Raw genomic sequence first — 23,784 nt, 5'->3', positions numbered from 1 at the left:
GCGGCGCCGGACGCTCAGTGACAGTGGTCGGCATGCGAGGTCAGTCGCCCTTCTTGATCGCCTGCTCGCCGTTGCGCTGGAGCGTGGAGAGGATCGTGGCGGGTGATCCCGTGCGCAGCCCCTGAAGGTCGGCGTTGAACTGGTCGACGACCTTGGTGAACCCCGGCACGGTCACCGGGCTCTGGGCGTACTCGTTGCCGTCGACCCAGCCCTTCGACTCGGGGTGCTGCTTGCCGAAGGTGTCCATGACGCTCGTACGCGACGGCATGACGCCGATCGCGTCGGACGACGCCAACTGCTCCTTCGCGGAGGTCAGATGGCGGATCATGTCGACGGCCGCCTCGCGGTGGGCGCTCTCCTGGGCCACGCCCCAGCAGTTGCTGAAGGCGAGGGTGCCCTTTCCGGCCGGGCCGGCGGGCAGCGGGAGGACCTTGTAGTCGATGTCGGGGAAGTCCAGCTTCATGGCGCCCGCGAGCCAGTTGCCCTCGATGATCATGGCGGCCTTGCCCTTGCCGAGCGCCTCACCGGCCCAGCCGGTGTCGACCTGCTTGGCGTACTTCATCGAACCGGAGCGCAGCAGCTTCTTGGCGAAGCCGAGACCCTCGGCGTTCTCCTTGCTGTCGGCGGTCATCTTCGACTCGTCCGAGTTGGTTATCCAGCCGCCGGCCTGCTTCATGAACACGCCCAGCCGCTGGTACTCGTTGGTGGTGACGAGCCCCGTCGTCTTGCCCGAAGTGAGCTTGTCCGCGACCTTCTCCAGCTCGTCCCACGTGGTGGGGTAGTCCTTCGACGTCAGCCCCGCTTTCTTCCACATCTCGGTGTTGATCGCGAGGCCGAGCGTCGAGGAGTCCTTCGGCAGGCAGACCAGCTTGCCCTTGTACGTGAACGCCTTGCGCAGGTTCGGCGCGAAGTCCTTCTTGTCGGGGATCTTGTCGCCGTACGCGTAGAGCGAGCCGCCCTTGGCGTAGTTGGCGAACTGGTCGGAGTTGACGTAGAAGGCGTCCGGCGGGCGGTTGCCCGCGAACGCCTGGGCGAGCTGCTGGTCGATGTCCTTGGCGAGCTGCACGGTGACCTTGTTGCCGGACTTCTTCTCCCAGGCGGCGGTGGCCTTCTTCACGGCCTTGGTCTCGGCGTCGCCGGAGGTGCCGATCAGCACGCGCAGCGACTGCTTCTTGCCGGTGTCCTGCTCGGGTCCGTTCTTGCTCTTGTCGAATCCGGACGAACAGCCGGTCGCGGTGGCGGCGAGCACCGCGCACGCGGTGACTGCCACGGTGGAGCGACGGAACATGCGGGCCTCCTGGAGGAGTTGATGCGGAGAATGGAGAGGTGGGGCGTGGGTGACGCTCGGTCTGCGGATCAGCCGGAAGCGGCACCGAGGCTTGCTCGTACGACGAGAGCGGGCGGCAGCAGCACCCGTTCGGGAGGTTTTCCGGGGTCGGCCATGCGGGCCAGCAGCAGGCGCATCGCCTCCCGGCCCACGTCGCCGAGAGGCTGCGCGACGCTGGCGAGGCCGGGGGAGAGGAGCGGCGCGACCGAGGAGTCGTCGAAGCCCACCACGGACACCTCGCGTCCGGGTGTGCCTCCCGCGTTGGAGACCGCGCGGTAGCAGCCGAGCGCGAGCGTGTCGCTGGCGGCGACGACCGCCGTCACGCCCGCGTCGAGCAGGGGCTGGACGGCGCGCGCCGCGGCGCCCACGTCGTCGACGCACTCGACGCGGAGTCCGGGAGCCTCCAGGCCGTACGAGCGCAGCGCGCGCAGCCAGCCGGCGGCGCGGTCGTCGCCGGAGCCGGAGCCGGAGGGCCAGCCGAGGAATCCGATGCGCTCGTGGCCCTCGGCCACCAGCCGCTCGACGGCTGCCTCGGTGCCGGCTGCGCCGTCCACGTCGACCCAGTCGCCCACGTCGTGCTCGGACCACATGCGGCCGAAGGCGACGAAGGGGATCCCGCGGTCCTCCAGCCAGGCCTGCCGGGGGTCGCCGTGCGCGGTGTTGCTCAGCACGAACGCGTCCACGCCGTGCTCGCCGAGCAGCTCCTCGTACGCGGCCAGTTCGCGCTGGCCGGAGCCCGCGGCGAACAGCAGCAGCCGGTATCCGGCCGCGTCCGCCGTCTCCGACAGGGCGTGCAGGAACCGGTCCAGCACGATGTTGCCGGGGCCGGCCGGCTCGATGCCGAAGCCGATGAGCCTGCTGGCGCGCGTACGGAGCGAACGGGCCGCGCGGTGCGGGCGGTAGCCCATCTCGTCCACCGCGCGGCGGACGCGCTCCAGGGTCTCGGGCCGCAGCAGGTCCGGGGTGTTGAGGGCGTTGGAGACCGTCTGCGTGGAGACTCCGGCACGCCGCGCGACCATCGCCATCGTCACCGAGCCCGAGCCCGAACCGGACGCGGAGCCGGACGCCGACGCGGAACCGGACGCCGGCCCCCCCGGACCGGCGTCCGGAGCGGCGTCCCGACCGGCGTCCGAACCGGCGCCCGGGCCCTGGGCGGGCACGGACGGCGACGGATCGGGGCGTGACGGCATGACGTGAGCTCCTGTGAGCGAGGACGGTCGAACCTGGACGATCTCCCGTGCAAAAAGGGCAATTTGGGCTCTTGACCTCTTTGCTAAGGTCTTTTTGATCGATCCAATGGCTGAGAGGTTGCGCCCACGTGGAGACAACTGTCAAGACTCCCGACAACACCGGCACGAGGGCGTCCGCCCCGGCGGAACTCCAGCCGTTCCTGCACGACGCCTGCATCTCGCTCTGCGCGCCGAGCATGGCGGTGTCCCGCCCGGACGGTCAGATGCACGACGGCTCGGACGGCTTCTTCCACGGCGACCGCAGGGGCCTCTCCCTGCTGACCGTCCTCGCCGAGGACGTGCCGAACGCCCCCATCAGCGGCGGCCCGGACAGCGCCGAACGCGCCTCGTTCCGTACGGTGCTGCGCGGGCTGGCCGAGCACAGCCCCGACCCCGCCGTCACGCTGGAGCGCCGACGCGCCGTGGAACCCGGCGAGTTGAGCGAGACGATCACGCTCCACAACGCCGGACTGACCGCCGTGCGGGTGCGGCTGACGCTGCGCGCCGCAAGCGATCTCGCCTCCCTGGAGAGCGTCAAGTCCGGCCGCTCGGTGCCCCGCGTCGCACCGTCGCTCCAGCCGGACGGGCCGGTGTGGAGCGACGGGGAGCTGACCGCGCGGCTCGCGTGCACGCCCGCGCCCGACACCGCTGGGCACGCAGGGGCCGGCGCCGCCGGACCCGCCGACGGTGCGGGTGCCGCCGCCGGCACCTCCGAAGCGCCCGGTACCACCGCCGAGTTGACCTACGGCGTCGAACTCGGCCCCGGCGAGCGCTGGCAGGCCACGCTCCGCTGCACGATCGAGGACACCAAGGGCGAGGCGTTCCGCCCCGCCTCGCCCCGGGCCCGTGCCGAGTTCGCGTCCGGAGCAGCGCTCACGACGGCCGACCGGGGCCTCGACCACTGGTTCGCCCGCTCGTGCTCCGACCTCGGATCGCTCCTGCTCGCCGACCCGTTGGAGGAGGACGACACCTTCCTCGCGGCCGGCGCCCCGTGGTTCCTCACGCTCTTCGGGCGGGACTCGATCTGGGCCGCCCGCATGCTGCTGCCGCTGGGCACCGGGCTGGCCGCGGGCACGCTCCGCACGCTCGCCCGGCGCCAGGGAGCCCGGAGCGACCCGGCGACCGAAGAGCAGCCCGGCAAGATCCTGCACGAAATACGCCGCGACGGGCTGCACTTCGCCGACGGGATGTCCGTACCGCCCTGCTACTACGGCACCGTGGACGCCACCCCGCTGTGGGTGACGCTGCTGCACGACGCATGGCGCTGGGGCATGCCGCCGCACGAGGTCGAACCGCTTCTGAGCCACGCCGAGTCGGCCCTCGCGTGGATGGACGAGTACGGCGACGCCGACGGCGACGGGTTCCTCGAATACGTCGACAGCACCGGCCGCGGGCTGGCCAACCAGGGCTGGAAGGACTCGGGCGACGCGGTGCGCCACCGCGACGGCCGCCTCGCCGAACCCCCCGTCGCCCTCTGCGAGGTGCAGGCGTACGCGCACGAAGCGGCCCTGTCCGGCGCCCGGTTGCTCCGCGCCTTCGGCCGGCCGGGCGCGGACCGCTGGGAGGAGTGGGCGCAGCGGCTGCGGCGGCGCTTCCGCGAGCGGTTCTGGGTCGAGGACGCCGACGGCCCGTACCCGGCGATCGCGCTGGGCAGCGACAAGCAGCCGCTGGACGCGCTGACGTCCAACATCGGCCATCTGCTGGGCACGGGGCTGCTGGACGACGACGAGAGCGGGCTGGTCGCCGCGCGGCTGGCCGGCGAACACCTCGACTCCGGATTCGGCCTGCGTACGCTCGCCGCCGACTCGGACGGCTTCACCCCCCTCGGCTACCACATCGGCACCGTGTGGCCGCACGACACGGCGATCGCCATTCAGGGGCTCGCCCGCGACGGGCACCACGCCGCCGCGGAAGCGCTGGCGGCCGGACTCGTCCGGGCGTCGGTCTCCTTCGACGGGCGGCTGCCCGAGCTGTTCGCGGGCCACGGGTCGCGCACCGACTCCCGCCCCGCTCCGTACCCGGCGGCCTGCCGTCCGCAGGCGTGGTCCGCGGCCGCGGCGGTGGCGGTGCTCCAGGCCGTGCTCGGGCTTCAGGCCGACGCACCGGAAGGGCGGCTCACCGTACGCCCGAAGATGGCGGACGGATATGTCCCGCTGCGGGCGAGCGGACTGCGGCTGGGGGAGCGGCAGTTCGAGGTCGCGGTCGACGCGGACGGCACTCCGCGGGTGAGCGGGCTCCCGGACGGCTCCGTGGCGGTGGAGACCCCCGCGGAGGAGAACTCCGGGCAGCGCAAGGGGAGTTAGGACAGGACGGCGGACGCGCCGGGCAGCGGCGGCTCAGGCGGCCCGCGGGCTCACAGACGTGCCCCCGGGCGCCTCCGCGAGGGAGGCGAAGTCCGCGAGCATGCGGCTGCTTTCGGGCTCCCGGCCGGCGAACAGGCGCAGCGCGTCCGCCGCTTGGAAGACGGCCATGCCGCCGCCGTCGAGCACGCGGCAGCCCGCGGCGCGTGCCGCCGCGAGCAGCTCGGTCTCCAGCGGCCGGCAGACGACCTCGGCGACCCACAGCCCGGAGTGGAGCGAAACGGCCGGCACGGGCAGCCCGGGATGGGCCGCCATCCCGGTGGGCGTGTCGTGCACCAGGCCGTCGGCATGTGCCAAGTGGGCGCCGGAGTCCCGTAGTTCGGCCGCGAAGGCGCGACGGCTGCCGAAGTGCCGGGAGAGCGAGGCCGCGAAGCCCCGCGCGCGCGCTCGGGCTCGGCGTCGAGGACCGTGAGTCGTCCGGTGCATAGCCCGAGCATCGCGTGCGCCACGGCGGCTCCGGCTCCTCCGGCGCCGAGCGGCACGACCTCGTCGATCGGGGCGTCCCGCAGGCTGCGTGCGAAGGACGCGGCGAAGCCGCTGACATCCGTGTTGTGTCCCATCGCCCGCCCGCCGTCGAAGACCAGGGTGTTGACCGCGCCGAGCGCCTCAGCCTGCGGCGAGAGCACGTCCGGCACGGGAATCGCGGCCTGCTTGCAGGGATGCGTGATGTTCAGCCCGTCGAAGCCCAGTCGTCCGGCGGCGCGTACGAGGTCCACGGCGCGCTCCGATGCGGCCCCGGCGGCGCCGGCGTCGATGAGCCGGTACACGTAGCGCAGTCCGAGCCGGCCTCGCGCTCGTGCAGCGCCGGGCTGAGCGAGGGGCCGATGCCGGAGCCGATGAGGCCGACGGGGCAGGTGCGTTCCGCACTCACCGCTTCTCCCGCACCAGCGTGGCCGCGTGGGCCAGCGCCAGCGCGTACCCGTGGGCGCCGGCGCCGCAGATCACGGTGTCGGCGACGGCGGAGACGTAGCTGTGGTGGCGGAACGCCTCCCGCTTGTGGATGTTCGACAGATGCACCTCGACGACGGGAAGCTCCACCGCGGCGAGGGCGTCGCGCAGCGCCACCGAAGTGTGGCTGTATCCGCCCGGGTTGATCACGATCGCGCGGTGCGCGGTGCGCGCCTCGTGGACGGCGTCGATGAGGACGCCCTCGTGGTTGCTCTGCCGGCAGTCCGCCCGCAGCCCGTGTTCGGCAGCCGTCTCCCGGCACAGCTCCTCGATGCCGGCCAGGGTCTCCTTGCCGTAGATGTCGGGCTCACGGAGGCCGAGGAGGTTGAGGTTCGGGCCGTTGAGTACGAGCACGGGGGTTCCGGGCCCGTCGGAGGAGTGCGGCATCGGTCGCTTCCCATCAATGTACGAACTGGTTCGTTAGTGATATCAAGCCGGTGACGTGCTGTGAAGTCCCGGCCGGACGGGGCGCACGGCGCGCGCCCTACAATCGCCGGACTGCTGCGACCCCGCCGAGGAGCCGGATGACCACCGCGGAAGAGCCGGCGCAGTCCGCCGGACGCGTACGTGACGCCGCCCGCACCCGGGCCGAGATCATGGACGCCGCCACGAAGGAGTTCGCCCGCGCCGGCTACGCGGGGGCCCGCGTCGACGAGATCGCCGCCCGTACGCGCACCACGAAGCGGATGATCTACTACTACTTCGGCGGCAAGGAGCGGCTCTTCACGGCCGTACTGGAGCGGGCGTACTCGGTCATCCGCGAGGCCGAACAGCAGCTGGACGTCGAGCACCTGGACCCGGCCGCGGCCATCCGCCGGCTCGCCGCGGTCACCTTCGACCACCACGAGGCGCACCCGGACTTCATCCAGCTCGTCAGCATCGAGAACGTCTACGGCGCGGAGCACATCGCCGGCTCGGACGAGCTGCGACGGCTCAGCTCTCCCGCGATCGACGTCATCCGGCGCATCCTCGATGCGGGCCGGGCCCAGGGCGTGTTCACCGCGGACGTGGACGCCGTGGACCTGCACGCGATGATCAGCTCGTTCTGCTTCTTCCGCGTCGCCAACCGCCACACCTTCCGCGCCCTCTTCGAGCGCGACCTGCTGGGAGAGGACCGCCGCGAGCACTACCGGACGATGCTCGCGGACATGGTCATCGCCTACCTGACGACCGGCGAGAAGGGCTGAGCGGCTCACCCTCCAAGGAAAGCCCATTCCGGCCCCCTTGTCGCAAGCGGAATGCGGTGGGCCGCAGGGCCGAGCCGGTCACCTCACAGGGCTTCCTCGTCCGCGCCCAGCCGGCGCACGGACCGCTCCAACTCCGCGATGCGGTTGGAGAGTTCGGGCGCCTCGGAGGTCTCGCTGCCGCGCAGCATCATCTCGATCTGCACGAGCCTCTCGGTGATCTCCGCGAGCTGCTCCGCGCCGCCCCTGCCGGCCCCCATCCGCTGCGGCTGCCCGGTGGCGGACCAGGTGCCCTCCAGCGGCCCCTCCGCCGCCGCGGCGCCACCGCCCCGGGGTGAGTGCTCCGCGACCAGGAGCCTGCGCAACTGCTCGGCCTGGACGGCGAGTTGCCGGTTCTTGCGGTCCAGGTCGAGAAAGACGTTGACCTTCGTACGCAGCACCCACGGGTCGATGGGCTTGGAGAGGAAGTCGGCGGCGCCCAGCGCGTATCCGCGGTAGGCGTAGTCCGCGTCCACGTCGGTCCCGGTCAGCAGGATGATCGGCACGTCCTTGGTCTGGTCGAGGCGCTTGATGTTGCTCGCGGTCTCGAAGCCGTCCATGCCCGGCATCAGCACGTCGAGCAGCACGACCGCGAAGTCCTGGCGCAGCATCGCCTTCAGCGCGGCCTCGCCGGAGCGCGCGGTCACCAACTGCTGGTCGAGCGGCCCGAGTACGGCCTCCAGCGCGACGAGGTTCTCCTCCATGTCGTCGACGATCAGGATGCTCGACCTGTCGGGCACCGGCGCACTCATGTCCCACGCCCCGGCGGTTCGCTGCCGCCGCCGTCACCCGGGGGGCCTTCGTGGTGCTCCATGCCCCCGCTGCCGTCCGGCGAGGCCGTGCCGTGCGTATCCCCGGGGCCGCCCGCGGCGCTCCGGGTGCCGCCGCCGCTCTCGGACAGCAGGTCGTACATGGACTGGAGCAGCTCGTCGAGGTCAACCGGCTTGGCGACGTACACGTCGGCGCCGCTGTCGAGCGCCTTCTGGCTGTCGCCCGACATCGCCTTCGCGGTCAGTGCGATGACGGGCAGGCCCGCCAGCCGCGGTGTGTGCCGGATGGTGCGGATCGCCTCGTAGCCGTTCATCTCCGGCATCATGATGTCCATCAGGACCAGCGACACCTCGGGGGAGCGGTCCAGGACGTCGAGGCCTTCGCGGCCGTTCTCCGCGTACTTGACGGAGATTCCCACACGGCCCAGGACGTGGGTCAGCGCGAAGACGTTGCGGATGTCGTCGTCGACGATGAGCACGTTGGTCCCGGAGAGGACCTGTCCTCGTGATCCGCCGAGCCACCGCTTGAGCTGCGTCGTCTCCGGCCAGGCCTCCGGGTGGCTCTCGTCGGTACGGGACTCCGTCCCGGCCCGTTCGATGCCGACGGGTTCGCGCCGTGGCGGCGTCCCGGCCGGCATGGGAGCCGGCTCCGTGGCCTCGGGCCACGTCGCGGCGGGCGGCTCGGCCCGTGGCTCGGGCGTCGGCCGTGCCCCGGGTGCCGGTGCTTCGGCTGCGGACCCCGGTTCCCGGGCCTCACGGGCCGGTGCCCCGCGAGCGGGTATCTCGTGCACGGGCGCATGTCTTTCGGCAGCCGGTCCTTCGGCAGCCGGTCCCTCTGGGGCCGGCGCCTCGGGTGCCGGAGTCGCGCGAGCCGGTGCTTCGCGTGCCGGTGCCTCGGGGGCCGAGGGCTCCGCGGCCGCACCGCCGGCGGGTCCGAGCGGTTCCGGCTCGGGCAGCGCGGCGGGCGTCGGCGCAGACGGCGCGACCGCTCCGCCGCCCTGTGAAGCGCGGCCCGCACCGCCGGGCACCGTCCTCTCGGCGATCGCGGCGGCGCCGGTCTCGGGGTAGACCGCCGGGATGTACAGCGTGAACCGGGAGCCCACGCCCTCCTCGCTCTGCACGTCGATCCGCCCGCCGAGCAGGCCCGCGATCTCCCGGCTGATGGACAGGCCGAGGCCCGTGCCGCCGTACCGGCGGCTCGTGGTGCCGTCGGACTGCTGGAACGCCTCGAAGATCACCGCCAGCTTCTCCTGCGGGATGCCGCTGCCGGTGTCCTTGACGGAGAACGCGAGCACGGTGTCCGCGTCGCGCAGCGTCGATTCGGAGAACTCCTCGTTCCTGGCCACCTCGACCCGCAGCTCCACGCCGCCGGTCGACGTGAACTTCACCGCGTTGGAGAGGAGGTTGCGCAGCACCTGCTGGATGCGCTGCTCGTCCGAGTAGAGCTCGCGGGGCACGTTCTCGCCCACGGCGATCTCGAACGCCAGCCCCCGGTCGATGGTCATCGGCCGGAACGTCGCGTGCACGTAGTCCAGCAGCTTCGTCAGCGGCAGCCTCCGCGGCCGTACGTCCATCCGCCCGGCCTCGACCTTCGACAGATCCAGGATGTCGTTGATGAGCTGAAGCAGGTCCGAGCCCGAGCGGTAGATGGTGGTGGCGAAGTCGACCTCCTGCTCGGAGAGCCGTCCGTCGGGGTTGTCGGCGAGGAGCCGCGCGAGGATCAGCAGCGAGTTCAGCGGCGTGCGCAGCTCGTGCGACATGTTCGCCAGGAACTCCGACTTGTACTGCGACGAGGTGGCCAGCAGCGCGGCCTTGTCCTCGAGTTCGGCGTTGGTGCGCTGCAACTCGTCCGAGCGCTGCCGCAGTTCCTTCGTCAGCCGCTGCGACTCCGACAGCAGCACCTCCGTACGGGCGTTCGCCAGGATGGTGTTGATCGAGACGCCGATGGTGTGCACGAACTGGTCGATGAACGTCAGGTAGATCTCGTTGAACTTGCTGAACGAGGCCACCTCGATCACGCCGAGCGCCCTGTCCTCGAAAAGGATCGGCAGGATGAGGATGTTCGCCGCGGGCGCGGAGCCCAGCCCCGACTCCACCCTCACGTAGTCCGGCGGGGCGTCCTCGATGAGGATGCGCTTCTTCTCCGAGACGGCCTGCGATATCAGACCGCGCAGCGGCGAGTCGGGTGCGCCCGGCTGCCCTCCGCCGCTGGTGCCGTACCCCGCGATGTACTCCAGCTCCTCGCCCGGCTTTCCGCCGGAGCCGACCAGGAAGAACGCGCCGGCCTGCGCGTTCACCAGCGGCGTCAGCTCTCGCAGGATCAGGTCGGCGACCTCCACCAGATCGCGCTGGCCCTGCATCAGACCGGCGATGCGGGTCAGGTTGGACTCCAGCCAGTCCTTGGTACGGGTGGTCTCGCGCAGGTTCGCCACCATGACGTTGATGTTGTCCTTGAGCTCGGCGACCTCGCCGCGCGCGTCCACCGAGATGGCGCGCGACATGTCGCCCTGGGTGACGGCGCTGGCGACCTCGGCGATCGCCCGTACCTGCGTGGTGAGATTCAGAGCGAGCTCGTTGACGCTGGTGGTCAGCCCCTTCCAGGTGCCGTAGACGCCCTCGACGCGGGCCTGACCGCCCAACTGCCCCTCGCTGCCCACTTCGCGGGCGACCCGCGTGACCTCCGAGGAGAACGACGAGAGCGTGTCGACCATCGTGTTCAGGGTCGTCTTCAGTTCCAGGAACTCGCCCCGGGCGTCGACGTCGATCTTCTTGGAGAGGTCGCCGTTGGCGACGGCCGTGGCGACCTGCGCGATGTTGCGCACCTGCGAAGTCAGGTTGGAGGTCATGAAGTTGACGTTGTCGGTGAGGTCCTTCCAGACTCCGGAGACGCCGTGGACCTGGGCGCGCCCGCCGAGGTTGCCCTCGGTGCCGACCTCGCGTGCGACGCGGGTGACCTCGTCCGAGAAGGCCCGCAGCTGGTGGACCATCGTGTTGACGGTGTCCTTCAGCTCCAGGATCTCGCCGCGCGCGTCGACGTCGATCTTCTTGGAGAGGTCGCCGTTGGCGACGGCCGTGGTCACCTGGGCGATGCTGCGCACCTGTGAAGTGAGGTTCAGCGCCATCGAGTTGACGCTGTCGGTCAGGTCCTTCCACACCCCGGAGACGTCCCGCACCTGAGCCTGCCTGCCGAGGTTTCCTTCGGTGCCGACCTCGCGTGCGACGCGGGTGACCTCGTCCGCGAAGTCCGACAGCTGGTCGACCATCGTGTTGAGCGTGGTCTTCAGCTGGAGGATCTCTCCCTTCGCGTCCACGGTGATCTTCTGGCTGAGGTCCCCGTCGGCGACCGCGGTGGCGACTTGGGCGATGCTGCGCACCTGTGAAGTGAGGTTGGACGCCATGAGGTTGACGTTGTCCGTCAGATCGCGCCACACCCCGGAGACGCCCTTCACCTCGGCCTGTCCGCCGAGGTTTCCTTCGGTGCCGACCTCGCGTGCGACGCGGGTGACTTCGTCGGCGAAGGCGGAGAGCTGGTCGACCGTCGTGTTGACGGTGCCCATCAGCTGGAGGATCTCTCCCTTCGCGTCCACGGTGATCTTCTGGCTGAGGTCGCCCTGTGCGACGGCGGCGGACACCTGGGCGATGTTGCGTACCTGTGAAGTGAGGTTGGACGCCATGAGGTTGACGTTGTCCGTCAGGTCCCGCCAAGCCCCGGACAGCCCCCTGACCTCGGCCTGTCCGCCGAGGTTTCCTTCGGTGCCGACCTCGACCGCGACGCGGGTGACTTCGTCGGCGAACGCGGAGAGCTGGTCGACCATCGTGTTGACCGTGAGCTTCAGCTCCAGCAGCTCACCCGAGGTCTCGACCATCACCTTCTGCGTCAGATCGCCGCGCGCGACCGCCGTGGTCACGCCGGCGATGTCGCGCACCTGCCCCGTGAGCCGCTCGGCCATGTCGTTGATGGCCTCGGTCACGCGCCGCCAGTCGCCGGAGAGTTCGCCCACCTCCGCGCGTCCGCCGAGGTTTCCTTCGGTGCCGACCTCGCGGGCGACCCTCGTGACCTCTCCGGTGAACATGGAGAGCTGATCCACGAGACGGTCAAGGCCGCTCTCGAGGCGTCCCAGGTCCCCGTCGTGGACGTGCTTGCCGTCGTGCCGCTCCATGTGCTGTGTGAGGTCCCCGTCGGCGACCGCCTCCATCACCCGGGTCGCCTTCGTCACGGGGTGCGCGAGGGCTTCGATCAGCTGGTTGGCCTCGTCGACACTCGTCGACCACGAGCCCTGGCCCGGGCTCGCGGATATCCGTTCGTCGAGTCGGCCCTTCTTTCCCACTTCACGGCGGACCCGCCCCAGCTCCGCCGACAGATGTTCGTTCCGCGCGGCTATCTGGTTGAAGACCCCGGCTATCTCGCCGAGTACTCCTTCGCTGTCGGTCGCCGCACGTGCCGAGAAGTCTCCGTCACTCAGCGACCGCATGGCTCCCAGCAGTGGACGCAGCTCCCCCTCGCGTACCGACCGTCCCTGGGGCTCGTCCATGGCATCCCATCCCAAGCATCCTGGATGTGTAGCTTTATCCTATTGTAGAGGCTTTATCGCTATGGCATCCCAGTCAGGAGAGGCATGTGCGACTGCCGTCCGCCGGCCTGAGCGATCCAGAGTCGCGCAGGGCCCTGCCCACGAGTCAGCTCGCACCCTCCACTGCTCGTGTGCTCGTGCGCTCGGAGATCGAAAAGTGGGCGCGTACGAGCGCGACGCCGGGGCGAGTGACGGAGCGGCTGGCCGACGACGCGGCGCTGCTGGTCAGTGAGCTCGTCACCAATGCACTCATGCACGCGGGTACGCAGATCGAGGTGGCCTGCGGCGTCGAGACCGAGCCCTCGCCGCCGGGAAGGTCTCTCTCTCCGGACCGCGAGCAGGAGGACACGGGGCCGGTCGATGTCTCCGCCGCGGTGGTCGAGGTCACCGACAGGCAGCCCACCGGCCGGGTCACCGGCGACTCCTCCGCGCGGCGCGGAGGACGCGGCCTCGGGCTCCAGATCGTCGGCTCCCTGGCCGAGTCGTGGGGCGTGACCTACCGGCGCACGGAGAAGGTCGTCTGGTTCCGCCTCGCCGTATCCGAGATGGTGCCGAAGCCGTCCGGGTCCCTGAGCGAAGCGATGCACCGGGAGCTGGACGCCGCCGAGATCTTCTCCTCCTCACCGCACGCCGACCGGCGCCGCACGGCCGAGTGGGCCGACCGCGGCGGAGCCTTCCTGGCGGAGGCCAGCGAACTGCTCTCCGGGCAGCTCGATGAGGACATGGTCGCCGCGCTCGCGGGGCAGCTGCTGGTGCCGCGGCTGGCCGACTGGTGTGCGGTGTGGCTGACCACCGACGACGGGGCGATGCGCCTCTCCCGCGCCTGGCACTCGGACGAGCGCAGGGTGGACGCCCTCCGCTTCGCCCTCGAACCGGACCCTCCGCCCGCCGGGCTGCGGACCGTGGGCATCCCGTGGCCGTGGCCGGAGAGCGCGGACCTGTCCGGGAAGGGCGGCTCGGCGCTGGCCTTCTCCCTGGTCTCCGGAGGCACGTGCCTGGGCTCGCTGGTGATCGGAAGGGACGGGCCCACGGAGATGACCGACTCCGTGGCGCGCACCGTCGAGGACGTCGCGCGAAGGGTGGCACAGGCGGTGGTCACGGCGCGCCAGTACACGCGTCAGACAAGCATCAGCCGGGCGCTCCAGCGCAGGCAGCTGCCGCCGTCGCTCGCCAGCCTGCCGGGCGTGGAGACGGCGATCGTCTACGAGCCGCATGCCAGGGGGCAGACCGTCGGCGGCGACTTCTACGACCTCTTCCCCCTGGGCCGCAACCGCTGGTCCTTCCTGCTCGGCGACGTGCAGGGCAAGGATCCCGAGGCGATGTCCGTCACCGGCCTGACCCGGCACCTCGTGCGGCTGCTCGCCCGTGAGGGCCACGGCGTGGAGTCCGTGCTCGGCAGGCTGAACGCCGCCATGGCGGAAGAGGGCGCCGAGGCGGTGGCCGTGGGCGGCGAGAGCGCGCAGCCCCGCTTTCTGAGCCTGGTCTACGGGGAGGTGGAGCCGGACACGAAGGCCGGCGGCGCGCGCTGCTCGATCGCCAGCGCCGGACATCCGCCGCCGCTGAAGCTGTCCGTCGAAGGCGACGTCGTGCCCGTGGTGGACTCGCAGATGCTGCTCGGCATCGACGAGGGCACCGAGTTCGTGGCCTTCGAGTTCGATCTGTCGCCGGGGGAGACGCTGCTGTGCGTCACCGACGGCGTCACCGAACGGCGCAGCGGGCAGCGGCAGTTGGACGACGACGACGGCCTGGCGGAGATCCTCGCGGGGTGCGTCGGCATGGGGGCGATGGCGGTGGCGGAGCGCGTACGCCAGGCGGCACACGACTTCGGACCGGAGCCGGTGGAGGACGACCTGGCGATCCTGGTGCTCCACGCGGTCGTCGCCTGACGCCGCCGCGTCGGCGGTCTCCGGCTCTCCGGCGCGGCCGGCGCGGTGGTGTTGGGGCGCGGGGCCGTCAACTCGTGTGCGTGGGAGGGGTGTTCCGCGCGCCGGTCGCTGGGCGCTGGCCGGGCCCCCGGGCCCCGGGGCCGCGTCTCGCGTGAGGCGTGTGTGCGGGCCTGCCCGGTCGCGAGTTCGGAGCGCGCTCCCTCGGCACCGGGGCCCGCGGTAACCGGCGATCGGCGTCCCCGTGTTGGGACCTCGGCCGTCAGGGGATGAGCGCTGCGCGGCGGGCCGCGACCACCGTTTCGAGCCTTGTGTGGGTGCCCAGCTTCCGCATGGCGGAGCGCAGATACGCCTTGACGGTCTCCGGCTTCAGGCCGGTACGGGCCGCCACCGCCGCGTTCGTGCCGCCTCCCGCGATGCACGAGACCACGTCCACCTCGCGCGGAGTGAGCGTGACCGCGTCCGGCGGACGCTTCCCCTGCCCCCGCGCCGCCTCCGGACCGCACGCGGTGGCCAACCGGCCGCAGGCGTCGAGCAGTTCCTGTCGCAGCGCGCCCTCCGGCAGCCGGTGGGCCAGCGTGCGCAGTTCGGCGTGGGCCTCGCGCACCTCCTCCCAGGCGCGGGGGTCGCGGACGGGGGTCTGCTGGGCCTGCATCAGCCGCTGCGCCTCTTCGCGTACGACGAGGGTCTGCTCCAGCTCCCGTACCGCGTCGGCGGCCGTGTCGAGGGCGCGGTCGCCGAGCGCGAGCGACTCGCGCAGCGCCGCGTACACCACGCCGCGCACGCGGCGGCGCACCACCACGGGCACCGCCAGGACCGAGCGCAGCCCTTCCGCCGCCACCGCGGAGTCGTACTCGTGGCTGATCACGCGCGAGGAGCGGTAGTCGGTGACGGAGGTGGGTCTGGCCAGCGCGACGGCCTTGCCGCCCAGCCCGTTGCCCGGCGCTATCGCCAGGCCGCGCAGGGCCTGCGTCGTGGTACCGGTCAGCTCGGTGATCCGGAACCCGCGTCCTTCACCGGTCATCCCCGCGAACGCGACGGGTATCTCCGTCGTCCGCCGCAGCCTGCTCAGCGCCGCCCGTATCGCGCCGGATTCGGCAGGATCGGTCATGGCCAGTCCTCTCTCGCGCTCCCCGCACCACCTCACCCCCGTTCGGGGGTGGTGAGGCGCAGATCACTCACACACGATGCTAAAGCCATGGCTCAAGGACGAGGAGGTCCCGGTGACCCGAGAATCCACGGCGCTCTCGTACGCGAGCGGGACCGCCACCACACCGCTGCTCGGCGAGACGATCGGCAGCAACCTCGACCGCACCGCGGCCCTGTACCCCGAGCGTGAAGCGCTCGTCGACGTCCGCGACGGCAGGCGCTGGACATACGCGCAGTTCGTCGCCGACGTCGACCAGCTCGCGCGCGGGCTGCTCGCGCGCGGCATCGACAAGGGCGACCGGGTGGGCATCTGGGCGGTCAACTGCCCGGAGTGGCTGCTCGTGCAGTACGCGACGGCGCGCATCGGCGCGGTGATGGTCAACATCAACCCGGCGTACCGTACGCATGAACTGGCCTATGTACTGCGTCAGTCGGGCGTCCGTCTGCTCATCGCGTCCACCGAGTACAAGACGAGTGACTACCGTGCGATGGCACGGGAGGTGGCGGGCGAATGCCCGCAGCTGCTGGAGACGGTCCACATCGGCACCCCCTACTGGGAGGTGCTGACCGACGCCGGACACGAGATCACCGAGGAGCAACTGCACGCCGTCGAGGCGACGTTGAGTTGTGACGACCCGGTGAACATCCAGTACACCTCGGGGACGACCGGCTTCCCCAAGGGGGCCACCCTCTCGCACCACAACATCCTCAACAACGGTTACTTCGTAGGGGAGTTGCTGGGCTACACCGAGCAGGACAGGGTGTGTCTGCCGGTGCCCTTCTACCACTGCTTCGGCATGGTGATGGGAAACCTCGCCGCCACCAGCCACGGCGCGTGCGTCGTCATCCCCGCGCCGACCTTCGAGCCCGCGGCCTCGTTGCAGGCCGTGCAGGACGAGCGGTGCACTTCGCTGTACGGGGTGCCCACGATGTTCATCGCCGAGCTGGGACTGCCCGACTTCCCCTCCTACGACCTCGGTTCGCTCCGTACCGGGATCATGGCGGGCTCGCCGTGCCCGGTCGAGGTGATGAAGCGGGTGGTCGCGGAGATGCACATGGATGAAGTGGCGATCTGCTACGGCATGACGGAGACGTCGCCGGTCTCCACGCAGACGCGCACCGACGACGACGTGGAGCGGCGCACGGAGACCGTCGGAAGGGTGCTCCCGCACCTGGAGGTGAAGGTCGTCGACCCGGCGAGCGGTGTGACGGTGCCGCGCGGCGAGCCCGGCGAACTGTGCACCCGCGGCTACTCGGTGATGCTCGGGTACTGGGAGGACGAGGAGCAGACGTCCCAGGTCATCGACCCGAGCCGGTGGATGCACACCGGCGACCTGGCGGTGATGCGCGAGGACGGATACGTCGCCATCACCGGACGCATCAAGGACATGATCATCCGCGGTGGGGAGAACGTCTACCCGCGCGAGATCGAGGAGTTCCTCTACACCCACCCCAAGGTCTCCGACGTGCAGGTGGTGGGCGTTCCCGACGAACGCTTCGGCGAGGAGATCATGGCCTGCGTCATCCCGAACGACCAGGACGATCCGCCCACTCGGGAGGAGATCGCGGCGTTCTGCAAGGGCCGGCTCGCGCACTACAAGGTGCCGCGCTATCTGCGCGTCATGGCCGAGTTCCCCATGACCGTCAGCGGCAAGGTGCGCAAGGTCGAGCTGCGCCGGGAGGCGATGGAGGAAGCGGAACCGGTTCCCGGAGCGCTGTAGACCGGCGGACGGGCTTCCCGACGGGAGGAGCCGCCAGGCCCTGGGCGGGAGGTGCCGCGGCTCCGGACGGGATGTGCCGCGGCTCCGCTCACCGTCTGCTCTCGGCGACCGCGAGGTCCAGCAGCGCGCGGTCGCTGCCCGGCGCGGCGATCACGCACAGCCCGACGGGCAGACCGCCGGCCGCCATGCGCGGCAGCACCAGGCACGGCAGTCCCGCGCCGGACGCCAGGCACGTGAGCTGGACGGCGGCGCGCCTGACCGCGCTCCGCTCGTCGGCGCCGGCGTCCCTCGCCGGGGCCGGGCCCGGTGCCGCGGGCAGCAGCAGCACGGTGCCCGGCGTCAGCACCGCGCGCAGTGCGCGGGCCGTCTCCCGCACGGACTCGCGTGCCCTGGCGGCGCGTTCGCCGCCGACCCCGGACGCCCAGGCGAGGCGGCGCTCCACGTCCGGACCCAGCGCGCCGGGGTGCGACGCGACCCACGCGCCGTCGCACTCCCACACCTGCGCGGCCTGTGCGAGGGAGAAGGCCTCCGCGCGCTCCCGGGGGTCGCCGCCGAAGTCGCACTCCTCCCTGCGCAGCCCGAGCCGGACGGCCAGCCCCGCGGCCGCGCCTGCGAACTCCGCCCGTACGTCCGGCTCCACCGGCGCGAGGAGGTCCGGTGCGACGAGCGCCGTGTGGAAGGGCCCGGTCTGCCGAGCCGTGTCCGCCCCGGGCAGCAGTACGTCTCCGATGCGGGCCAGTGTGGGCGCGTCCCGCGCGAGCCAGGCGACCGTGTCGAAGTCGGGGGCGAGCGGCAGCATCCCGGCGACGGGAACCGCCCCGTGCGTGGGCCGCATCCCGTACAGCCCGCAGTACGAGGACGGCACGCGGATCGAGCCCGCGGTGTCGGTGCCGAGACCGGCGTCCGCCTCGTGGAGGGCGACGGCGGAGGCCGGGCCGCTGGAGGAGCCGCCCGGAGAATGCGGCCGGGAGCCTGGGGGTTGGGAGGGGTGCCGTAGTGGGCGTTCGTACCGTCGAGGCTGTAGGTCAGCTCGTCCGTCTGCGCGATGCCGGTGATCTCGGCGCCGGCGTCGAGGAGGGCGCCGACCGCCCACGCGTGCCTGGTCTCCGGTTCCGCCTCGGCGAGCCAGCGGGGGTTGCCCGCGCCGATGCGATGCCCCGAGATCGCGTACACGTCCTTCACGGCGAGGCGCAGGCCGCTCAGCGGTCCGCTGCGGGACGGGGCGAGAAGCGGGGCGCCGCGCTCCCGCCACACCGCCTTCTCGGCGTTCGCCTCCGCGTTCGTCTCGGGCGTGGTCATGGGCCTGCCTCCGGGTCGGTGGGATCGCGGCGGCCGTGGCGCGAGCCGGGCCGGGGTGCGATGTGTACCCGCGGGCGACCGGCGCCGTACCCGGCCACCTGGGGCGGTGTCACCGGCCGAAGAGCGGCTCCAGCCGTTCGGCGGTCTCCGTCAGCGCGCCCCGCAGCGCGAGCACCTCCTCGCGCGCCACCACGAAGGTCACGGTCGAGATGCTGACGGCGCCGACCACCTGCCCCTCGGCGCTGCGCACGGGCACGGCGACGCATCTGACGTTTTCCTCGTTCTCCTCCTCGTCCAGCGCGTACCCGTCCTCCCGTACGCGCGCCAGCTCCTGCTCCAGGGCGGTACGGGTGGTGATCGTGGCGTCCGTGCGGCGCTCCAGGCCGACCCGTTCGACGATCCCGTGCAGCGCCCGGTCGTCCAGGCCGGAGAGGATGCACTTGCCGATGGCCGTCGAGTGCAGCGGCTGGTACATCCCCACCCGCGAGGCCATCGCGAAGGGCTGGTCGCCCTCGACCTTGTGCGTGTAGATGATGCGGTCGCCGCTGCGCACCCCGACGTGGACGGTCTGCCGCACCTCCTTCTGGAGCTCGACCAGTACGCGCTCGATGCTGTTGCGGCTGCCCGACCCGGAGATCGCGGCGCCCAGCGCGCGCACGGCCGGGCCGATGCTGTAGCTGCCGCCGTCGTGTGCGACGGCCCACCCCTCCTCGGTCAGTACGCGCAGCAGCCGGTGTGCGGTCGGCTTCGACAGGGCCGCGGAGGCAGCGAGCCCGGCGAGCGGCGCCGGACCCTGCGAGGAGCACAGCGCGTCGATCAACCGGAGGAGCCGCCGCGGGCCGGCGCCGTCGCCCGTTCTCGCATCGCCGCCGTGGGCAGGGGAATTCGACGTCGGGTCCGCAGAAGTCATTGACACCACCAAGGACTCTCCATAGGTTGCGGCAGGATTCTAGATCACGGAACTCCGTTCCGGGACCCGGAATCGATGGATCGGCGCATGTGAGGAGGGCTGATGACTGCTCAAGCAGATGTACGGAACCTCTCGGACGCCGCTGCCAGACACGTCCTCGCCAAGCACGGCACCGACACCGGCCGCCGCACCGGCTGGCTGATGATCTCGACGATCCTGATCGAGGCGTGGGATCTGTACGCGATCTCCTTCCTCCTGCTCTTCGTCAAGGAGGACCTCCACCCCAGCGCGAGCATGCTCGGCCTCGCCTCTGCGGCCGTCCAACTGGGCGCGCTCATCGGCGCGGTGTGCGGAGGGTGGTTCGCCGACAGGTTCGGGCGGCGGAAGGTCTTCATCACCACGATGGTGCTCTTCGTGGTCCTCGCCGTGGCCCAGTCGTTCGCGACGAGCATGTGGGAGCTGGTGATCATCCGCTTCCTGCTCGGGCTGCCGCTCGGCAGCGACATCTCCACCGGCTACACGTACATCATGGAGACGATGCCCAAGGGCAAGCGGGAGGTGATGGGCAACCGCTGGCAGGGCATGTTCGGCCTCGGTGAGATCGCCGCCATCGCCGTGATCACCGTGATGTACCTGGCCGGCATGGACCACAGCCTGCTGTGGCGCGTCGGGCTCGGCCTCGGTGCGGTGCCCGCGCTCGTCCTGCTGATCGGCCGCCTCGACGTGCCCGACACCGCGCTCTGGCTCATCCAGCGAGGCAAGTTCAAGCAGGCCAAGGCAGTGGCGAAGAAGATGTTCGACGACGATCTGCCGATGCTGCCCGACGAGGACTTCGTGATGGAGCGGCCCCGCACCCGCGACTTCCTCGCCGGCATCCGCAAGGACCCGGTGCGCAGGCGCGCGAGCGTCTTCGCCTGGATATCGAACGCGATGCAGGGGGCGGAGTTCGCCGCGTTCGCCTTCTACCTGCCGGTCATCCTCGTGCTCACCGGGGTCTCCGGCATCGGCGCGACCAACTTCATCACCGGGGCGATCTATGTCATCGCCACGGTGAGCGGCTTCGTGGCCCCCGCCGTGACGCCGAGACTCGGGCACCGCGGCATCGCCCGCTGGGGATTCGGCACGTCCTTCCTGTCCCTGCTGCTGGCCGCGCTCTTCCTCCACCTCGACTGGAAGGTCCTGGTGCCCTTCGCCGCGGCGGGCCTGATGTGGGGGCACTACTGGGCGGCGTCCAACGGCATGACCATCGCCTCGATGGTCGCGCCGAGCCGCTACAAGGCGACGGCGTCCGGCTTCGGCTACATCTTCGTCAAGCTGGCCGCCTTCGTGACGATCTTCTTCTTCCCGATCCTGTTCGAGAACCTGGGCGTGCCGCTGGCGACGGTGATCGTCTCGGTGCTCTCCCTCACGGGCTATCTCGCGGCGACCTTCGTACTGCCCGAGGTGTACGGGTACGTCGAGCAGGAGGACGAGAGCGGGAGCGGTGCCTCCGCCGGACCGTCCGGCGGCGCGTCGGGCGCCGCACCGTCGAAGTCCCTTGCCGAGGAGGGTTCTTGAGCGCAGTCGGCGGTGCGCACCGCATCCTGCACCTGGGTCTCGGGAACTTCCACCGTGCCCACCAGGCCCTGTGCACCGAGGACGCGGGGCGGCGTTCCGGCGACCCCTGGGAGATCACGGGGGTCGCCGGGCGCAGCCGTGCCGTCGTCGAAGCCCTGCGCCGCCAGCGGATGCGCTACAGCGTCGTCACCCTCGGCCCGAGGGAGACGCGTGTACGCCAAGTCGCAAGCATCACCGACGCGTTCGTGGCCGCCGACGAACCGCACAGGGTCGCGCGGGAGATCGCCGATCCCCGCACGCGCGTCGTCTCGCTGACGGTCACCGAGAAGGGGTACGACATCAGCCCCGTCACCCGGCGGCTCGACCTCGACGCACCGGGCGTCCGCGGCGATCTGGAAGCCCTGGCGGGGCGCGGGAGCCGGCGGGGCCCGGGAGGGCGGGAAGGGCCCGAGGGGCGGGAACGCGGGACTCCGCCGCGCAGCACCGTCGGGCGCCTCGCCGCCGGACTGCTGCGCCGCGCCCGCGAGGCGGGAACCCCGGTCACCCTGCTCAGCTGCGACAACGTCACCGCCAACGGCACGACCCTCGCGGGACTGCTGCGCGACTTCGCCGCGGCCATGCCGCCGCCGGACGGCACCGAGCTGCTGGCCTACCTCGACGAGGCCGTGACCTGCCCGGACACCATGGTCGACCGGATCGTGCCCGCCACCACCGACTATCACCGGCAGCTGGCGGCCGCCGCGGGCCACCCCGACGAAGTGCCGGTGCCCGCCGAGCCGTTCTGGATGTGGGTGATGCGTGACGACTTCGCCGCGGGACGGCCTGCCTGGGAGCAGGCCGGCGCCGTCATGACCGACCGCGTCCACGACTACGAGACCGTCAAGGTGCGCCTGCTGAACGGCAGTCACTCGCTCCTCGCCTATCTCGGGCTGCTGACCGGGCGGGACCTGATCGCCGACGCGGCCGACGACCCGGCGATCGCGCGCGTCGTACGGCGGCTCGGCGACGAGTACGAGCCGACGCTCACGCTTCCCGCGGGCTTCGACGTCGCCGCTTACCGCAGGCAGTTGTGGGAACGGTTCGCGAACCGGCGGCTCGGCCACCGCACCGCACAGGTCGGAGCCGACGGCTCGCTCAAGCTCGCCCAGCGCGTGCCCGACGCGGCCGTGTGGCATCTGGACGGCGGCCGGGTCCCGGGCGCGCTCGCGCTGACCGTCGCGGCATGGCTGCGCTGCACGGCGTATCCGGAGCAGCTCGACGCGGACCGTACGGGAGTGCCCGCGGACCCGGGCGGCGAGCGGATACGGGCGCTCGCCGGGCGCTCCGGCGCACTTGGCGGCAGCGGCAGCGGCAGTGGCGGCGCGAGACGCGCACGGCACCTGGCCCGGGCGGTGCTCCGGGACGAGGCGGTACTGGGGCAGCGGCTCGGCGAACACGAGGAGTTCACGGAAACAGTCGCCGGGCTGCTGGAGTTGATGGAGAGCGGCGGACCGGACGCCGCCCTGCGTGCCGTGGACGAGGACGCAGAGCCGTTCCGGCCGCCCACGCCCACATGACGGCGGGGCCGGGCGAGCTCGGAGCACAGGGAGTACGCGCGGTGGGGGCAGAGCGACGAGGACGGGACGAGGAGCGCGGGGGAAGAGCTCGGGCGACGGTGCAGGCGAACAGCCGGGGGAGGGGCGGATGCTGACGGCGGTCGTGCACGGCGCGAGCGATCTCCGCGTCGAGGAACGCGCCGCTCCGGTTCCGGGGCCGGGCGAGGTGCTCGTCGCGATGACGCACGGCGGCATCTGCGGCTCGGACCTGCACTACTACCGCGAGGGCGCCGTGGGTTCCTTCGCCGTGAGGGAGCCGCTGGTCCTCGGCCACGAGGTCGTCGGAAGGGTCGCGCAGGACCCCGAGGGCGGACTCCGGACCGGGACACCCGTGGCCGTCCACCCCCGCACCTCGTGCGGGGCGTGCGGGCAGTGCCGTCAGGGACATCCCCAAGTCTGCCCGGACACGCGCTACTTGGGGTCGGCGGCGACGTTCCCGCACACGCAGGGCGGCTTCGCGGGGCTGCTGGCCGTGCCCGCCGGACGTCTGCACGTCCTGCCCGTTGAACTTCCGCTCTCCAGGGCCGTACTGGCGGAACCGCTCGCCGTGGCGCTCCACGCCCTGGCACGGGCGGGCGGAGTGGAGGGAGCCCGCGTGCTGGTCAACGGCGCCGGGCCGATCGGGGCGCTGACCGCGGGAGCCGCCGCCGCGCGGGGGGCCGCCGAGGTGTGGGCGAGCGACATCCAAGCGCCGCAGCTGCGCGTCGCGGAGCGGGCCGGAGCGGGCACGACCGTCCTGGTCGGCCAGGACGCCCTGCCCGGCGAGCACTTCGACGTCGTCGTCGAGGCGTCCGGCGCACCGGCCGCGCCCGGCGCGGTGATGGGCTCCGTGCGCAGACGCGGCGTGATCGTCCAGCTGGGCTCCGCACCCGCGGAGCCCGTCAGGGTCCCCTTCGGGCCCGTCGTCGCGAAGGAGATCGAACTGCGCGGCACGTTCCGCTTCGCGCACGAACTCGACGACGCCATCGCCATGCTGGCCTCCTCGGAGCGTCTGGAGACCGTCATCACCCGCGCCTTTCCGCTGCGCGAGGCGACGTCGGCGATGGAGACGGCCGCCGACCCCGCCGTCCCCGGAAAGGTGGTCCTCCTCCTCGACGGCGGCAGCGACGGCGACGGGGAGGCCCCGTCCCCCTAGTTCACGGCGGCCGCCCGGCACCCGGACGGCGACGACCCGTACGGACAGCACGGCAGCACCACGGCACGACAGCCCGGCACAGCACGACCGGCACGACCCGCACCACA

15 protein-coding genes and 2 pseudogenes are annotated in these 23,784 nt (G+C 71.7%); 7 read left to right on the top strand and 10 right to left on the bottom strand.

Annotation, left to right across the window (positions count from 1 at the left end; all coding sequences use genetic code 11):
• Positions 1 to 40 precede the first annotated feature (40 nt).
• On the bottom strand, positions 41 to 1,288 hold the full coding sequence (locus tag QQM67_RS13670; protein WP_314174059.1) for a sugar ABC transporter substrate-binding protein: 1,248 nt from the start codon (positions 1,286 to 1,288) through the stop codon (positions 41 to 43).
• Positions 1,289 to 1,356: 68 nt separating this feature from the next.
• On the bottom strand, positions 1,357 to 2,517 hold the full coding sequence (locus QQM67_RS13665) for a LacI family DNA-binding transcriptional regulator (RefSeq protein WP_314174058.1): 1,161 nt from the start codon (positions 2,515 to 2,517) through the stop codon (positions 1,357 to 1,359).
• A 128-nt stretch (positions 2,518 to 2,645) separates the two neighbouring features.
• Here QQM67_RS13665 and QQM67_RS13660 point away from each other — a divergent pair, with 128 nt between their 5' ends.
• Positions 2,646 to 4,859 (top strand): glycogen debranching N-terminal domain-containing protein, encoded by a 2,214-nt coding sequence (locus QQM67_RS13660; RefSeq protein ID WP_314174057.1) that lies wholly within the window; start codon positions 2,646 to 2,648, stop codon positions 4,857 to 4,859.
• 33 nt (positions 4,860 to 4,892) lie between these two features.
• Here the strand turns inward: QQM67_RS13660 and QQM67_RS13655 are convergent.
• Both QQM67_RS13655 and aroQ read right to left on the bottom strand, forming a co-directional pair.
• Positions 4,893 to 5,787: pseudogene (locus QQM67_RS13655) on the bottom strand (shikimate dehydrogenase).
• On the bottom strand, positions 5,784 to 6,251 hold the full coding sequence (gene aroQ / locus QQM67_RS13650) for a type II 3-dehydroquinate dehydratase (RefSeq protein WP_314174056.1): 468 nt from the start codon (positions 6,249 to 6,251) through the stop codon (positions 5,784 to 5,786). The pseudogene QQM67_RS13655 and the gene aroQ overlap by 4 nt, the downstream one beginning before the upstream one ends.
• A 137-nt stretch (positions 6,252 to 6,388) precedes the next feature.
• On the opposite strand from aroQ, the gene QQM67_RS13645 reads away from it, so the two are divergent.
• Entirely contained in the window at positions 6,389 to 7,051 is a 663-nt protein-coding gene (locus QQM67_RS13645) for a TetR/AcrR family transcriptional regulator (RefSeq protein WP_314174055.1), read from the top strand.
• Positions 7,052 to 7,134: 83 nt separating this feature from the next.
• Here QQM67_RS13645 and QQM67_RS13640 read toward each other — a convergent pair whose 3' ends face one another.
• Both QQM67_RS13640 and QQM67_RS13635 read right to left on the bottom strand, forming a co-directional pair.
• On the bottom strand, positions 7,135 to 7,839 hold the full coding sequence (locus QQM67_RS13640) for a response regulator (RefSeq protein ID WP_314174054.1): 705 nt from the start codon (positions 7,837 to 7,839) through the stop codon (positions 7,135 to 7,137).
• Complete coding sequence (locus tag QQM67_RS13635; protein WP_314174053.1) at positions 7,836 to 12,389, bottom strand: HAMP domain-containing protein; 4,554 nt, start codon at positions 12,387 to 12,389, stop codon at positions 7,836 to 7,838. Before QQM67_RS13635 ends, QQM67_RS13640 begins: the two co-directional genes overlap by 4 nt.
• 170 nt (positions 12,390 to 12,559) lie before the next feature.
• On the opposite strand from QQM67_RS13635, the gene QQM67_RS13630 reads away from it, so the two are divergent.
• On the top strand, positions 12,560 to 14,314 hold the full coding sequence (locus QQM67_RS13630; protein WP_314174052.1) for a SpoIIE family protein phosphatase: 1,755 nt from the start codon (positions 12,560 to 12,562) through the stop codon (positions 14,312 to 14,314).
• 259 nt (positions 14,315 to 14,573) lie between these two features.
• Here the strand turns inward: QQM67_RS13630 and QQM67_RS13625 are convergent, their stop codons facing one another.
• Positions 14,574 to 15,422 carry a helix-turn-helix transcriptional regulator gene (locus tag QQM67_RS13625; protein WP_314174050.1) on the bottom strand — a complete coding sequence of 283 codons (849 nt, stop codon included), beginning with the start codon at positions 15,420 to 15,422 and terminating at the stop codon, positions 14,574 to 14,576.
• Positions 15,423 to 15,534: 112 nt separating this feature from the next.
• Between QQM67_RS13625 and QQM67_RS13620 the strand changes: the two genes are divergently transcribed.
• Positions 15,535 to 17,181, top strand: coding sequence for an AMP-binding protein (locus QQM67_RS13620; protein WP_314174049.1), 1,647 nt, complete (start codon positions 15,535 to 15,537; stop codon positions 17,179 to 17,181).
• An 88-nt stretch (positions 17,182 to 17,269) separates the two neighbouring features.
• On the opposite strand, the gene QQM67_RS13615 is transcribed toward QQM67_RS13620, so the two are convergent.
• The 3 genes and pseudogenes from QQM67_RS13615 to QQM67_RS13605 form a co-directional block, all read right to left on the bottom strand.
• The gene (locus QQM67_RS13615; protein WP_314174048.1) at positions 17,270 to 18,274 is read right to left on the bottom strand and encodes an amidase family protein; all 1,005 of its coding nucleotides are present in this window, start codon (positions 18,272 to 18,274) and stop codon (positions 17,270 to 17,272) included.
• Positions 18,244 to 18,480: pseudogene (locus QQM67_RS13610) on the bottom strand (amidase family protein); the annotation flags it as partial. The gene QQM67_RS13615 and the pseudogene QQM67_RS13610, both read right to left, overlap by 31 nt.
• A 109-nt stretch (positions 18,481 to 18,589) precedes the next feature.
• On the bottom strand, positions 18,590 to 19,390 hold the full coding sequence (locus tag QQM67_RS13605; RefSeq protein ID WP_314174047.1) for an IclR family transcriptional regulator: 801 nt from the start codon (positions 19,388 to 19,390) through the stop codon (positions 18,590 to 18,592).
• 102 nt (positions 19,391 to 19,492) lie between these two features.
• On the opposite strand from QQM67_RS13605, the gene QQM67_RS13600 reads away from it, so the two are divergent.
• The 3 genes from QQM67_RS13600 to QQM67_RS13590 all read left to right on the top strand — a co-directional run bounded on the left by QQM67_RS13600 (position 19,493) and on the right by QQM67_RS13590 (position 23,677).
• On the top strand, positions 19,493 to 20,947 hold the full coding sequence (locus QQM67_RS13600; protein ID WP_314174046.1) for an MFS transporter: 1,455 nt from the start codon (positions 19,493 to 19,495) through the stop codon (positions 20,945 to 20,947).
• Positions 20,944 to 22,503, top strand: coding sequence for a mannitol dehydrogenase family protein (locus QQM67_RS13595; protein ID WP_314174045.1), 1,560 nt, complete (start codon positions 20,944 to 20,946; stop codon positions 22,501 to 22,503). The genes QQM67_RS13600 and QQM67_RS13595 overlap by 4 nt, the downstream gene beginning before the upstream one ends.
• Positions 22,504 to 22,630: 127 nt before the next feature.
• Complete coding sequence (locus QQM67_RS13590; protein WP_314174044.1) at positions 22,631 to 23,677, top strand: alcohol dehydrogenase catalytic domain-containing protein; 1,047 nt, start codon at positions 22,631 to 22,633, stop codon at positions 23,675 to 23,677.
• Positions 23,678 to 23,784: the final 107 nt, after the last annotated feature.

This window comes from Streptomyces winkii (genome assembly GCF_032248595.1).
Lineage (GTDB): Bacteria > Actinomycetota > Actinomycetes > Streptomycetales > Streptomycetaceae > Streptomyces > Streptomyces winkii.
Note: the sequence above shows the minus strand (reverse complement) of the source record. Positions and strands in the feature narration are given on the sequence as shown.

Coding starts and splice junctions, on each gene's coding strand:
- QQM67_RS13670 (WP_314174059.1), bottom strand. CDS start 1,288: ATGTTCCGTCGCTCCACCGTGGCAGTCACCGCGTGCGCGGTGCTCGCC.
- QQM67_RS13645 (WP_314174055.1), top strand. CDS start 6,389: ATGACCACCGCGGAAGAGCCGGCGCAGTCCGCCGGACGCGTACGTGAC.
- QQM67_RS13640 (WP_314174054.1), bottom strand. CDS start 7,839: ATGAGTGCGCCGGTGCCCGACAGGTCGAGCATCCTGATCGTCGACGAC.
- QQM67_RS13590 (WP_314174044.1), top strand. CDS start 22,631: ATGCTGACGGCGGTCGTGCACGGCGCGAGCGATCTCCGCGTCGAGGAA.
- QQM67_RS13635 (WP_314174053.1), bottom strand. CDS start 12,389: ATGGACGAGCCCCAGGGACGGTCGGTACGCGAGGGGGAGCTGCGTCCA.
- QQM67_RS13605 (WP_314174047.1), bottom strand. CDS start 19,390: ATGACTTCTGCGGACCCGACGTCGAATTCCCCTGCCCACGGCGGCGAT.
- aroQ (WP_314174056.1), bottom strand. CDS start 6,251: ATGCCGCACTCCTCCGACGGGCCCGGAACCCCCGTGCTCGTACTCAAC.
- QQM67_RS13665 (WP_314174058.1), bottom strand. CDS start 2,517: ATGCCGTCACGCCCCGATCCGTCGCCGTCCGTGCCCGCCCAGGGCCCG.
- QQM67_RS13600 (WP_314174046.1), top strand. CDS start 19,493: ATGACTGCTCAAGCAGATGTACGGAACCTCTCGGACGCCGCTGCCAGA.
- QQM67_RS13625 (WP_314174050.1), bottom strand. CDS start 15,422: ATGACCGATCCTGCCGAATCCGGCGCGATACGGGCGGCGCTGAGCAGG.